At 52.3% G+C, this 12547-nt stretch carries 11 protein-coding genes; 5 read left to right on the forward strand and 6 right to left on the reverse strand.

Annotated elements, in window-relative coordinates; genetic code table 11:
• Nucleotides 1–136: 136 nt before the first annotated feature.
• Both pgm and seqA read right to left on the reverse strand, forming a co-directional pair.
• Entirely contained in the window at nt 137–1777 is a 1641-nt protein-coding gene (gene pgm, locus ACH1XZ_RS10285) for a phosphoglucomutase (alpha-D-glucose-1,6-bisphosphate-dependent) (RefSeq protein WP_395595450.1), read from the reverse strand.
• A gap of 38 nt (nt 1778–1815) precedes the next feature.
• Nucleotides 1816–2388, reverse strand: coding sequence for a replication initiation negative regulator SeqA (seqA, locus tag ACH1XZ_RS10290; RefSeq protein WP_395595451.1), 573 nt, complete (start codon nt 2386–2388; stop codon nt 1816–1818).
• A gap of 182 nt (nt 2389–2570) precedes the next feature.
• On the opposite strand from seqA, the gene ybfF reads away from it, so the two are divergent.
• The 4 genes from ybfF to fur all read left to right on the forward strand — a co-directional run bounded on the left by ybfF (nt 2571) and on the right by fur (nt 5189).
• Entirely contained in the window at nt 2571–3335 is a 765-nt protein-coding gene (ybfF, locus tag ACH1XZ_RS10295) for an esterase (RefSeq protein ID WP_395595452.1), read from the forward strand.
• A 129-nt stretch (nt 3336–3464) separates the two neighbouring features.
• A complete protein-coding gene (gene ybfE / locus ACH1XZ_RS10300; protein WP_395595453.1) occupies nt 3465–3758 on the forward strand; it encodes a LexA regulated protein in 294 nt (97 codons plus the stop codon).
• 151 nt (nt 3759–3909) lie between these two features.
• Entirely contained in the window at nt 3910–4440 is a 531-nt protein-coding gene (gene fldA, locus ACH1XZ_RS10305; protein WP_395595454.1) for a flavodoxin FldA, read from the forward strand.
• Between the two features lie 296 nt (nt 4441–4736).
• The gene (gene fur, locus ACH1XZ_RS10310) at nt 4737–5189 is read left to right on the forward strand and encodes a ferric iron uptake transcriptional regulator (RefSeq protein ID WP_035892692.1); all 453 of its coding nucleotides are present in this window, start codon (nt 4737–4739) and stop codon (nt 5187–5189) included.
• Between the two features lie 117 nt (nt 5190–5306).
• Here the strand turns inward: fur and ACH1XZ_RS10315 are convergent, their stop codons facing one another.
• From ACH1XZ_RS10315 to nagE, 4 genes are all read right to left on the reverse strand, one after another.
• Nucleotides 5307–5642, reverse strand: coding sequence for a ChiQ/YbfN family lipoprotein (locus ACH1XZ_RS10315; RefSeq protein WP_035892691.1), 336 nt, complete (start codon nt 5640–5642; stop codon nt 5307–5309).
• Between the two features lie 49 nt (nt 5643–5691).
• Nucleotides 5692–7098, reverse strand: coding sequence for a chitoporin ChiP (chiP, locus tag ACH1XZ_RS10320; protein WP_395595455.1), 1407 nt, complete (start codon nt 7096–7098; stop codon nt 5692–5694).
• Between the two features lie 468 nt (nt 7099–7566).
• Nucleotides 7567–9225 (reverse strand): glutamine--tRNA ligase, encoded by a 1659-nt coding sequence (gene glnS / locus ACH1XZ_RS10325; RefSeq protein WP_270501505.1) that lies wholly within the window; start codon nt 9223–9225, stop codon nt 7567–7569.
• A 186-nt stretch (nt 9226–9411) separates the two neighbouring features.
• The gene (gene nagE / locus ACH1XZ_RS10330; RefSeq protein WP_333495028.1) at nt 9412–11361 is read right to left on the reverse strand and encodes a PTS N-acetyl glucosamine transporter subunit IIABC; all 1950 of its coding nucleotides are present in this window, start codon (nt 11359–11361) and stop codon (nt 9412–9414) included.
• A 341-nt stretch (nt 11362–11702) separates the two neighbouring features.
• Between nagE and nagB the strand changes: the two genes are divergently transcribed.
• On the forward strand, nt 11703–12503 hold the full coding sequence (nagB, locus tag ACH1XZ_RS10335; protein WP_185669358.1) for a glucosamine-6-phosphate deaminase: 801 nt from the start codon (nt 11703–11705) through the stop codon (nt 12501–12503).
• Nucleotides 12504–12547 lie beyond the last annotated feature (44 nt).

A 12547-nucleotide genomic window follows, 5' to 3' on the forward strand; every position in this document is an offset into this window, starting at 1 on the left:
GCTTCGCTTATCCGGCCTACAACGACCACAATGATGGATTGCGTGTAGCCCGGGCGAGGCATTTATGCCGACCCCGGGGCAGCATAAAGCCCATAAAAAAGGGAGCCATTCGGCTCCCTTTTTCTTCCCCAATCACTCAGGCGTTTTTCAGCACTTCGCTGACAATCTCTACCGCTTCTTTCTCAATCTGCTTACGGTGTTCAGCACCGAGGAAGCTTTCGCAGTAAATCTTGTAGGCATCTTCGGTGCCGGATGGACGCGCCGCGAACCAGCCGTTGTCGGTCATTACTTTCAGACCGCCGATAGAAGCGCCGTTACCCGGTGCCGCCGTCAGGCGTGCGGTAATCGGGTCACCCGCCAGCGTGCTGGCACTCACCATTTCTGGAGAGAGCTTAGACAGCACCGCTTTCTGTGCGGACGTTGCGCTGGCCTGCAGACGGTTGTAGCTTGGCGCGCCGAAACGAGCCGCCAGCTCGTTGTAATGCTCCTGCGGATTCTTACCGGTGACAGCGGTGATTTCCGCCGCCAGCAGGCACATGATGATCCCGTCTTTATCGGTAGACCACGGCGTACCGTCGAAACGCAGGAAGGAAGCGCCCGCGCTCTCTTCGCCGCCGAAGCCGAAGCTCCCGTCGAACAGACCATCAACGAACCATTTGAAGCCAACCGGTACTTCTACCAGCTTACGGCCCAGGTCGTTCACTACGCGGTCAATCATCGCAGAAGAGACCAGGGTTTTACCCACGGCAACGTCTTTGCCCCACTGTGGGCGGTGCTGGAACAGATAGTTGATCGCCACCGCCAGATAGTGGTTCGGGTTCATCAGGCCTGCCGGGGTGACGATACCGTGACGGTCATAATCAGGGTCGTTAGCAAATGCCAGGTCGAACTTATCACGCAGCGCCAACAGGCCCGCCATCGCGCACTCGGAGGAGCAGTCCATACGGATTGCGCCGTCTTTATCGAGGTGCATAAAGCGGAAAGTCTGGTCAACGTGATCGTTAACAATGGTCAGGTTCAGGTTGTAGTGCTTAGCGATACGCTTCCAGTATTCGATACCGGAACCGCCCAGCGGGTCAACGCCCAGGGTCAGCCCGGCTTTCTGGATAGCCGCCATATCGACGATATCCGCCAGCCCTTCAATGAACGGCTGCACCAGATCGACTTCTTTGACGTGGCCGGAAGCCAGCGCCGCGTCGTACGCGATACGCTTCACGCCTTCCAGATTGGCAGCCAGCAGCGCATTCGCGCGGTCTTCAACCACTTTGGTGACGTTGGTATCAGCCGGGCCACCGTTTGGTGGGTTGTACTTGATGCCGCCATCTTCCGGTGGGTTGTGGGATGGCGTAATCACGATCCCATCGGCCAGCTTGCCGCCTTTTTTGTTGTGTACCAGGATAGCGTTAGATACCGCTGGCGTTGGCGTAAAGCCATTGTCTTCCTGAACAATGACATCCACCCCGTTTGCTGCCAGCACTTCGAGAACGGAGATAAACGCCGGCTCAGAGAGCGCGTGAGTATCTTTCCCGACATAGCATGGGCCCGTAATTCCATTTTTCGCGCGCTCTTCAGCAATCGCCTGAGCAATGGCCAGAATATGCTTTTCGTTGAAGCTGTGACGACCTGCGCTCCCACGGTGGCCGGACGTACCGAACTTCACCGCATGTTCCGGGTTGCTCACATCAGGCTGCAGCACGTAGTACTGCGCCGTCAGTTGGGCGACGTTGATCAAATCACTCTGCTGTGCAGGTTGTCCTGCACGGGTATGGTTTGCCATTGCCTGGTCCTTCTTATGCAAGGGTTAGATTGTCAGTATTAGATAGTACCGCAAACCTTCTCAATCAATTCCGCCGGGAATTGCATTGATTGCATGATGTGTTCGACCATGCTGCATTTACGGCCTGTATTGGTATTGGTAATGACCCAGTATGGCGTATCCGGAACCTGTTTTGGTTTTGTCTGATTGCCGTTTTTGAGCAGCGTTTGCTCATCAGCCGCAAAATAGACACGGGTACGTCCGTGGAGGGATTCGGTTGCTTCTGCAAACGCTTTATTGTCCAGAGCGTACAGCGTGGTCAGAATCAGCATGAAGCGGTTAACCGCTTTCTTCTGCTCAGCATATTCGTCGGAGAGCAGCAGCTCGCGCATAGCACGGACTTTATCTTTAGCGGTTTTCACCGTTTTTACGTCAGCAACGGGAGCAGCAGCCGGGGCCGGAGCGGGAGCCGGTTCTGCTTTGACGACCGGCGCAGCGGCAGCAGCCACGGGCTGGGAAGCGGCGGAGAATTTCAGCATACGCCGTAAAATGTCGGACGCGCTCTCGCCAATGTGCAGAGTGTGAGCCGCAATATAGCGATAGAGCTCGTCATCAACTTCGATCGTTTTCATCTTAATCCGGTGCGATAATTTTTCTGAATACAATTCATTGGGATTATAAAGTCAAAACCCAACAGCGGGTAGCGCCAAACCAGGAAGACGGCAAAATTCGGATGAGTTCCTTTCTTGCCCCTGAGCGTTAGAATGTCCAACATGATACCCTAACCCGACAATGCGAAAAAAAGAACTTTGCTATGAAATTGAATGTCCGAGCGCAATCTGCACAAAACCTGCACAATAATTCTCCCATCGTTCTCGTCCACGGCCTGTTCGGCAGCCTCGATAATCTCGGGATCCTCGCCCGTGACCTGGTTGTCGATCACGATATCCTTCAGGTTGATATGCGTAACCACGGTTTGTCGCCGCGCGCCGATGAGATGACCTATCCCGCCATGGCACAGGATCTGCTCGACACGCTTGACGATAACGGTATTGAAAAAGCGACGGTGATTGGCCACTCAATGGGCGGTAAAGCGGTGATGGCGCTGACGGCACTAGCCCCTGAACGCATCGACCGTCTGGTGGCGATTGATATCGCACCGGTGGATTATCACGTTCGTCGTCATGATGAGATTTTTGCGGCCATCAACGCCGTGACCAGCGCCGGGGTGGCAACCCGCCAACAGGCCGCGACGGTGATGCGCGAGTATTTAAAAGAAGAAGGCGTGATTCAGTTCCTGCTGAAATCCTTTGTTGACGGTGCCTGGCGCTTTAACGTGCCGGTGCTGTGGGAGCAATACCCGCACATCGTCGGCTGGGAAACCATTCCCGCCTGGGACCACCCTGCTCTGTTTATTCCTGGCGGCAATTCACCGTACGTCACCGAAGCCTACCGCAGCGAGCTGCTGGCTCAATTCCCCCAGGCAAAAGCACACGTCATCGCCGGTGCGGGCCACTGGGTTCACGCCGAAAAACCGGATGCGGTACTGCGGGCTATCCGTCGTTATCTCAGCGAGTGATTAAAAATGCATCGACCGCGCGCCAGAATGGCCGTGGTCGTTGGCGTGTGGGTCTCACTGATGTATGATTGCGCGCTGTCTGCACCGGGCACCGCCCGGTAGCTTGTTTCCCCGAAGTCACTCAGAACCATGGCAAAAGAACAAACGGACCGTACGACCTTAGATTTGTTCGCAAATGAGCGTCGGCCGGGAAGACCAAAAACCAATCCGCTTTCGCGTGACGAACAGCTGCGCATTAATAAGCGTAATCAGTTAAAACGCGACAAAGTGCGCGGTCTGAAGCGCGTGGAGCTGAAGCTGAATAACGAAGCCGTTGATGCGCTCAACGAGCTGGCGACTGCCCGTGATATGAGCCGGAGCGAACTCATCGAAGAGATGTTGATGAACCAGCTGGCCCAGCTACACGGACAGGGGAAAGTCTGAAAAATCCCCCCAAAACACACTTTCATGTAGCAGAGTGTGCAGTACGGCACGATAGCGGTTTCCGCACGCTTCTCAGTTCTGCTATGATTGCCCTTATCTGTGGGCAATAAGCCACCACCATATCATTAAGTTTCAAGAGGTTATTTTACTCATGGCAATCGTTGGCATCTTTTTCGGTAGCGATACCGGGAACACCGAAAATATCGCAAAAATGATTCAAAAACAGCTTGGTAAAGATGTCGCTGACGTTCACGACATTGCCAAGAGCAGCAAAGAAGATCTGGAAGCATTCGATATTCTGCTGCTGGGTATCCCAACCTGGTACTACGGCGAAGCGCAGTGCGATTGGGATGACTTCTTCCCTACGCTGGAAGAAGTGGACTTCAACGGCAAGCTGGTCGCGCTGTTTGGTTGCGGCGACCAGGAAGACTACGCCGAATATTTCTGTGATGCGCTGGGCACCATTCGCGACATCATTGAACCACGCGGTGCGGCCATCGTCGGTCACTGGCCAACAGCTGGTTACCATTTCGAAGCGTCTAAAGGCCTGGCCGATGACAACCACTTCGTGGGTCTGGCCATCGACGAAGACCGTCAGCCTGAGCTGACCGCTGAACGCGTTGAAAAATGGGTTAAGCAGGTTGCAGAAGAGCTGCACCTGGAAGACATCAAAAACGCCTGATGCAAAATAATGAGGCTTAGTGATGAAACTACGCCTCATTAATAGGTAAAAGCAATTAAAATAATAGCTACAATTTTTTAACTTTTTAGCGCATACCTGTACAATATCTTCTGATTTAGCGCGGTCTCATCGTAACTTTGTCGGTGAAGCCTCGTTTTTGATAGCTTAGTTTACCCGGCTCTTGCTGTTTTCATTTCAATAGGGTCATTCTATAATGAGACGCATTAATTCGGGTGCATTCTCTGTGATACTTTCGCTGATGGAAGTTGATCGTTTAGCAACAGGACAGATTCCGCATGACTGACAACAATACCGCATTAAAGAAGGCTGGCCTGAAAGTCACACTTCCACGGTTAAAGATTCTGGAAGTCCTCCAGGAACCCGATAACCACCATGTCAGCGCGGAAGACTTATACAAACGCCTGATCGACATGGGTGAAGAGATTGGTTTAGCGACGGTTTACCGCGTACTGAACCAGTTTGATGACGCCGGCATCGTGACTCGTCATAACTTTGAAGGCGGTAAATCCGTTTTCGAACTGACCCAGCAGCATCACCACGATCACCTGATTTGCCTCGACTGCGGCAAAGTGATCGAGTTCAGCGATGATTCCATCGAAGCTCGTCAGCGTGAAATCGCGTCGAAGCATGGTATCCGCTTAACTAACCACAGTCTTTATCTCTACGGTCACTGCGCTGAAGGCGACTGCCGTGAAGATGAACACGCGCACGACGCTGTCGCAAAATAAGCGTACGGCCTCTCGAAAAGCCAGCCTATGCGCTGGTTTTTTTATGCCCTGCGTTTACTGCGCCCACAAAAAAACCGCTGCAAAAAAGTGCAGCGGTTTTTTATTATCAGCGTAAGCTTATTTCTGTGGCGTGTTGTTGCTGCGAATTTCTTGCCAGATCTTGTCGCAGTTTTTCGCTACCGCTTCATCATTGCCCATTTTTCTGGCGTTAATGCATTTCTGGTAGTCAATGACGCGCACGCTTTCCTGGTTAGCGAACTGCTCGTGCGCTTTCTCTTGCTTCAGCACGTTCAGTACGCTCTGGCAGGCCTGAATTTTATCCGGATTGCCTTCTGCGGTGTTAATACAGGCGCTGTAGGCATCCTTCAGCTTGCTATCTTCCTTCGGCGCAGGAGATTGCGCACAGGCGGTTAACCCGGCGGCCATCAGCGCAACAATAATTAGTTTTTTCATACGATGAGCCTCTTAGCAGCGGCAGAGGTCTCCCCCTGCCGCATTAGCATCAGAAAATGGTGAATGGTGCGATAACCATGAATTTCACGTCACGCTCATCCTGGAAGATGTTGCCGTAACCACCGCCCCAGCTTGGGATATCGGAGTGGTTGTCGTACTGGGTGAAGTGCAGTTTGAACAGCGTACCCTTCGCACGACCATCCTGTACGGTGTAAGCCACATCGAGGCTGTAGGCAGACTCTTTAATCTTGTTGTTCTTGTCGTAGTACGCATCCGGGTTCAACTGCCAGCTCGCTGGCTTAGCATCCCATGCATAAACGTAAGAAGCACCCACTGCCCAACCCGGCAGATCCCAGTTCTTCAGGTCATACATGGTGCCGAAGAAGACCGCTTTTTCGCCGTTGGCGTTGAAGTCAGAGCGGTTATCCCACCAGATATCCAGACGACCGTTAGAGGAGGCGTAGGTTGGCGTCATACGCTGCAGGAAGTAACCCTGCTGACCTTCTGCTTTAACCCAGGTCCCTTCCAGGCGGAAGTCGAACACTTCTTGCAGCTTGTAGCCGAAGGTTAACGCCTGCAGCCATGCTGTGCCGTCATAGATATCGTTAACACCATGATCGCTCACCTTGTCACGGGTGCCGTAGAACTGGTAGCTGGTGGTCAGCGGGCCGCCAGGGATATCAAATTTGTAGCTACCTTTGGCGAAGTACTGATCGATATAGCCTTCTGCCTGACCAAATGCGGCTTCCAGCACCAGGTCATTTTTGAAATCGTATTTCGCACCGATAGAGTGCAGGTAATCAACTTTGGTCTTCTGATCGTTCTGATAGAAGTTGTCCATTTCAAGGTGCCAAGGCGCCTTGTAGTTGTTAGTCCACATATAGGAGAAGCTCAGCGCGCCAGCATCACCGTAGTCGAAATTGGCCCCGGCTTCAGCACCCTGATAAGTACCAGGCATGAAGCTCCAGTGCGGCGCCAGCAGCGTCTGACCGGTTGGCTGGATGTAACCTGCGCGAGCCCATGCTGGCCCTAATTTAAATTTAGCTGCCGCTTTGTACAGGCTGATACCGCTCTTATCGCCGCTGTAATCTTCGCTGTAGCCTTTGTTCTTAGAGGAGAACGCAATTTCGTTCGGGTGACCGCTTTCAGCACTTTCCGCCATTTCAATCGCGGTGAACGCAGCAATATCAATACCGAACATATCGGCAGCATAGCCGGACTGGAAGTCGAGGTTGGCGTTCCAGGTGGAGTGAGAAAGGTTGGTTTTGTATTTGTCATTATCAGTGACATCTTTACGGTCACGCTCACGCTGCCAGTAATAGATGCCGCCAGTCAGTGTGGAATCGTCGATGAAGCCTTCCGCTTTTGCTTCTGGAGTCATCATAAAGCCTGACATTGCTGTTACACCGGCGATAGCCAGCGCCAGCGTACTACGTTTGCCACTAAACGTACGCATAGTTATATCCTCTTTGACTTTTAAAAATGCCGCTGCAAAGCAGAAGCAAAAAATAAAAACTTTAAAAAAAATGAACTTCTTAAAAAAGGTGTTTCGCTACACCGATAGACTATTTTTCGCGACGCGAATTATCAATCCTTTTCCGCAATGAGAGTGCAGGATTATGACAAAGCGCACATATTTGGTTTCTGTTTGTAACACCGTGCGTTATTGAAACATTTTCACCTCAGGCCTTGCGGGCTCTGGATGAAATGTGAATGAGAGCGTTTACATAATGTTTTTGTAACAGCGAGGAGAAAAAAAACATAAGCGCTTAGGCTTAGAAGATTTGCATTAATTCGCTACGCGAAACTATGAGAGGACGTATTTTTTCATCCGAAAGGACACCGTTATTCCAACGAAAGATTTCGTTAAAAACGAGGCAAAAAAAAACGCCGCAAGCGCGGCGTTTTTATTATTGGGCGTTAATTACCCCACCCAAGTGTCTCGTAAACCAACGGTACGGTTAAAGACCAGCTTCTCCGCGGTGGTGTAGCGGCTGTCGAGGCAGAAGTAACCCTCACGCTCGAACTGGAACGCTTTACCGGCCTCAGCGGCCTGCAGAGACGGCTCAGCGTAGCCCTGCTTGATAACCAATGACTCTGGGTTCATCACCGACAGGAAGTCTTCTGCGGCACCAGGGTTTGGCACGCTGAAGAGACGGTCGTACAGGCGAATTTCAACCGGCAGCGCATGCGCCGCGCTAACCCAGTGAATTACGCCCTTCACTTTACGGCCATCTGCTGGGTCTTTGCTCAGGGTATCGGCATCGTAGGTACAGAAGATAGTGGTGATATTGCCTTCCGCATCTTTCTCTACGCGCTCTGCTTTCACCACATAGGCGTTACGCAAACGAACTTCTTTACCCATCACCAGACGCTTGTACTGCTTGTTGGCTTCTTCACGGAAGTCTGCACGGTCGATCCAGATCTCAGCGCTAAACGGCACTTCACGGCTACCCATTTCCGGCTTATTCGGATGGTTAGGCATAGAAACCAGCTCGCTTTCGCCCTGCGGGTAGTTTTCGATAACCAGTTTAACCGGGTCGATAACCGCCATCGCGCGCGGCGCGTTCTCGTTGAGATCTTCACGAATGCAGGATTCCAGCGAAGCCATCTCAATGGTGTTGTCCTGCTTGGTCACGCCGATGCGCTTACAGAATTCACGAATAGATGCCGCGGTATAACCACGACGACGCAGACCCGAAATGGTCGGCATACGTGGGTCATCCCAGCCTTCTACGTGTTTTTCCATCACCAACTGGTTCAACTTACGTTTGGACATCACGGTGTATTCCAGATTCAGGCGCGAGAATTCGTACTGGCGCGGGTGAACCGGGATGGTGATGTTGTCCAGCACCCAGTCGTACAGACGACGGTTGTCCTGGAACTCCAGCGTACACAGAGAGTGCGTAATGCCTTCCAGCGCATCGCTGATGCAGTGGGTGAAGTCGTACATCGGGTAGATGCACCACTTGGTGCCAGTCTGGTGGTGATCGGCAAACTTAATGCGATACAGCACCGGGTCGCGCATGACGATAAACGGTGAAGCCATATCGATTTTAGCGCGCAGACAGGCGGTACCTTCGGCAAAACCGCCGGTACGCATTTTTTCGAACAGCGCCAGGTTCTCTTCAACGCTGCGATCGCGGTACGGGCTGTTTTTGCCCGGTGCGGTCAGCGAGCCGCGGTATTCGCGGATCTGCTCGGGCGTCAGTTCATCAACGTACGCCAGGCCTTTGTTGATCAGTTCGACCGCGTAGGCATGCAGCTGATCGAAGTAATCAGAAGAGTAACGGACGTTGCCAGACCAGTGAAAACCTAACCACTCGACGTCGTTTTTGATGGACTCAACGTATTCGATGTCTTCTTTAACCGGGTTGGTGTCATCGAAACGCAGGTTGCACTGGCCTTGATAATCTTGCGCAATGCCAAAGTTCAGGCAGATAGATTTCGCATGGCCGATGTGCAGATAGCCATTCGGCTCTGGCGGAAAACGAGTATGCACCGTGTTGTGCTTACCGGTAGCCAGATCTTCATCAATGATCTGACGAATAAAGTTAGTCGGGCGGGCTTCAGCCTCACTCATCGTGGATTCCTCAAAGCGTAAACAACGTATAACGGCACATGATCTTATAAGCCGCGCCCGGAGACAACTATTAGTTGCACAAAAAAGGCGGTGGAATACCGAATATGGGGGTATTTGCTGCAAAAAAAAGCGGCGGAGGATCTCCCCCGCCGCTTAAGGCACTTAACTCACTTTACTCAGGAGCAGTTATTTACCTTTAATCTCATACAGTGGCGTTTGACCGGCAACCACATGACCTTCAGCTTTAATCACCAGACCGCCGAAATCGTCGCTGTTGCTGCAAACTACCGGACTAATCATCGAGCGCGCATTAGCGTTCAGGAAATCCAGGTCCATTTCCAGGATCGGCTCACCCGCTTTCACTTCTGCACCCTCTTCAACCAGACGTTTGAAGCCTTTACCTTCCAACGCCACGGTATCGATACCCATGTGGACAACGATTTCCGCGCCTTTGTCAGTTTCCAGGCAGAACGCGTGGTTGGTGTTGAAGATTTTCACAATGGTGCCCGCTGCTGGGGAAACTACGGTTTTATCCGTTGGTTTCACCGCCACGCCGTCACCGACCGCTTTGCTGGCGAAGGCTTCATCAGGAACCTGCTCCAGCGCAACCACATCACCGGTAATCGGAGAAACCAGGGTTTCTACGGTCGCGGCGTTAGCCACAGCCTGCGGTTTTGCCGCCGCTGGTGCTGCTGGCGCTGCGCTTTCCGCTGCTGCGGCGGCAACCGGGCCACGAGCAACCACTTTCTTCATCGCGTCGCCGATAGACTCAGCTTTCGCACCCACGATAACCTGGATGGTTTGTTTGTTCAGTTTCACCACACCGGAAGCGCCCAGACGTTTACACATCGCGTCGCTCACCTTCGCGGAGTCGCCTACGGTCAGACGCAGACGGGTAATACAGGCATCAATCGCTTTCAGGTTGTCAGTACCACCAACCGCGGCAATGTAGTTAGTTGCCAACTGATTCAGACCTTCTTCGGTGTTGCTGTTCGCTTCTTCAGTCACTACGTTGTCGTCTTTATCTTCACGACCTGGTGTTTTCAGGTTGAACATGCGGATAACGACGCTGAACAGGACGAAGTAGATAACGAAGAAGACCAGACCCATGACCACCAGCATCCAGACGTTCTTACTTGCTGCCGGCAGGCTGTACATCAACACGTAGTCGATAGCACCTGCGGAGAAGGAGAAGCCCGCGTGGATACCCAGCAGCGTTGCGATAAACAGGCTCACACCGGTCAGAATCGCGTGCAGGAGGTACAGTAACGGCGCCAGGAACATGAACAGGAATTCCAGCGGCTCGGTAACACCGGTCAGGAATGCGGTGATCGCGACGGACAGCAGCATACCGCCAACCATTGGACGACGCGCTTTCGGTGCGGCGAAGTACATCGCCAGCGCCGCGCCCGGCAGACCAAACATCATGATTGGGAAGAAGCCGGACATGAACATACCCGCAGTGCCGTCACCCGCATAGAAGCGGTTGATGTCACCGTGGAAGACCGCACCGGCTGCGTTGGTGAACTCACCAATCTGGAACCAGGCGATGGTGTTCAGTACCTGATGCAGACCGGTTGGGATCAGCAGACGGTTGATGAAACCAAAGATACCGGAGCCCAGCGCGCCTGCGCCAACGATCCACTCACCACCTGCGTGGATGGCGTTCTGCACCGGTGGCCACACGTAGCCAAAGATGGCTGCCAGCACCAGACAGAAGAAGCCAGTGGCGATTGGCACGAAGCGTTTGCCGCCGAAGAAGCTCAGGAAGTCAGGGAGTTTGATACCCGCCCAACGGTTATAAACAGCACCACCGACCAGACCGGTAATGATACCCGCCAGGACACCCATGTTAATGGCTGGGTTGATGGTGACCATTGCTTTAGTCAGTACGAAATAACCGACCGCGCCTGCCAGTGCTGCCGCACCCGCGCTGTCTTTAGACCAGCTGGATGCCACACCGATGGCAAAAATCAGCGCCAGGTTATCAAAAATAGATCCGCCCGCTTGCGCGATGAACGGCACGTTAAGTAAGTCTGGCTGACCAAATCGCAGCAACAGCGCCGCCACCGGCAGCACGGCGATAGGGAGCTGTAACGCCCTACCTAGTCGCTGGAAAAACCCTAAAATATTCATCTTATTCCCCCTACGAGACCCCGATACGGCTCATTTAAGCCATTTTTTTATTGTGCAAAAAAGCATGACACTGCGATGTCTTGTAAACTGCAATCACAACTCTGAGGCTTATGAGTGTGTGGAAGTTTAATTCGTATCGCAAATTAAACACGTGTTTTTTGTGACTATAGTCACCAAATATTGTTATCGCCACTCCCTTTCACTGGCTAACCATGAAAACTTATTTTATCATTCAAAAAATCAAAACGGATTGCTCCCTGACGATGCAAACAGGTGACGCTTAAAGCGTGTACGGAGATGCCATCCGCCAACTTCTTACATTTTACATTTTGAGGTGAAGAATGAGACTGATTCCTCTCGTTAACGCTGAACAAGTCGGCAAATGGGCTGCCCGCCACATCGTTAACCGTATCAATGCTTTCAAACCTACCGCGGACCGTCCATTCGTCCTCGGCTTGCCAACCGGCGGTACCCCGCTGGCGACCTATAAAGTATTAGTTGAAATGCATAAAGCGGGCCAGGTGAGCTTTAAGCACGTCGTCACCTTCAACATGGACGAATACGTTGGGCTGCCAAAAGAGCATCCGGAAAGCTATTACAGCTTTATGCACCGCAACTTCTTCGACCACATTGATATCCCAGAAGAAAATATCAACCTGCTGAACGGCAACGCGCCGGATGTTGACGCAGAATGTCGTCGTTATGAAGAAAAAATTCGTTCTTACGGCAAAATTCACCTGTTTATGGGTGGCGTGGGTAACGATGGTCACATCGCGTTCAACGAACCGGCTTCTTCTCTTTCTTCCCGTACCCGTATCAAAACGTTGACGCATGAAACCCGCGTCGCCAACTCCCGTTTCTTTGACGGCGACGTGGCGCTGGTACCAAAATACGCGCTGACCGTGGGCGTAGGTACGCTGCTGGACGCTGAAGAAGTGATGATTCTGGTACAAGGCGCGACAAAAGCGCTGGCGCTGCAGCAAGCGGTTGAAGGCAACGTAAACCATATGTGGACCATCACCTGTCTGCAACTGCACCCGAAATCGCTGATCGTCTGCGACGAACCTTCCACCATGGAGTTGAAGGTTAAGACCCTGAAATATTTCAACGAATTAGAAGCTGAAAATATCAAAGGTCTGTAATGTCTTACCGTCCCGTGGCCTACTGCGGGACAAATTTTTAGAAC

The organism is Kluyvera chengduensis (assembly GCF_044197065.1).
GTDB classification, from domain to species: domain Bacteria; phylum Pseudomonadota; class Gammaproteobacteria; order Enterobacterales; family Enterobacteriaceae; genus Kluyvera; species Kluyvera ascorbata_C.

What these genes read in the sequence shown, in the direction of transcription:
- chiP (WP_395595455.1), bottom strand. Translation starts at nt 7,098, where the DNA reads ATGCGTACGTTTAGTGGCAAACGTAGTACGCTGGCGCTGGCTATCGCC.
- nagE (WP_333495028.1), bottom strand. Translation starts at nt 11,361, where the DNA reads ATGAATATTTTAGGGTTTTTCCAGCGACTAGGTAGGGCGTTACAGCTC.
- ybfF (WP_395595452.1), top strand. Translation starts at nt 2,571, where the DNA reads ATGAAATTGAATGTCCGAGCGCAATCTGCACAAAACCTGCACAATAAT.
- ybfE (WP_395595453.1), top strand. Translation starts at nt 3,465, where the DNA reads ATGGCAAAAGAACAAACGGACCGTACGACCTTAGATTTGTTCGCAAAT.
- nagB (WP_185669358.1), top strand. Translation starts at nt 11,703, where the DNA reads ATGAGACTGATTCCTCTCGTTAACGCTGAACAAGTCGGCAAATGGGCT.
- seqA (WP_395595451.1), bottom strand. Translation starts at nt 2,388, where the DNA reads ATGAAAACGATCGAAGTTGATGACGAGCTCTATCGCTATATTGCGGCT.
- fldA (WP_395595454.1), top strand. Translation starts at nt 3,910, where the DNA reads ATGGCAATCGTTGGCATCTTTTTCGGTAGCGATACCGGGAACACCGAA.
- ACH1XZ_RS10315 (WP_035892691.1), bottom strand. Translation starts at nt 5,642, where the DNA reads ATGAAAAAACTAATTATTGTTGCGCTGATGGCCGCCGGGTTAACCGCC.
- fur (WP_035892692.1), top strand. Translation starts at nt 4,737, where the DNA reads ATGACTGACAACAATACCGCATTAAAGAAGGCTGGCCTGAAAGTCACA.
- pgm (WP_395595450.1), bottom strand. Translation starts at nt 1,777, where the DNA reads ATGGCAAACCATACCCGTGCAGGACAACCTGCACAGCAGAGTGATTTG.
- glnS (WP_270501505.1), bottom strand. Translation starts at nt 9,225, where the DNA reads ATGAGTGAGGCTGAAGCCCGCCCGACTAACTTTATTCGTCAGATCATT.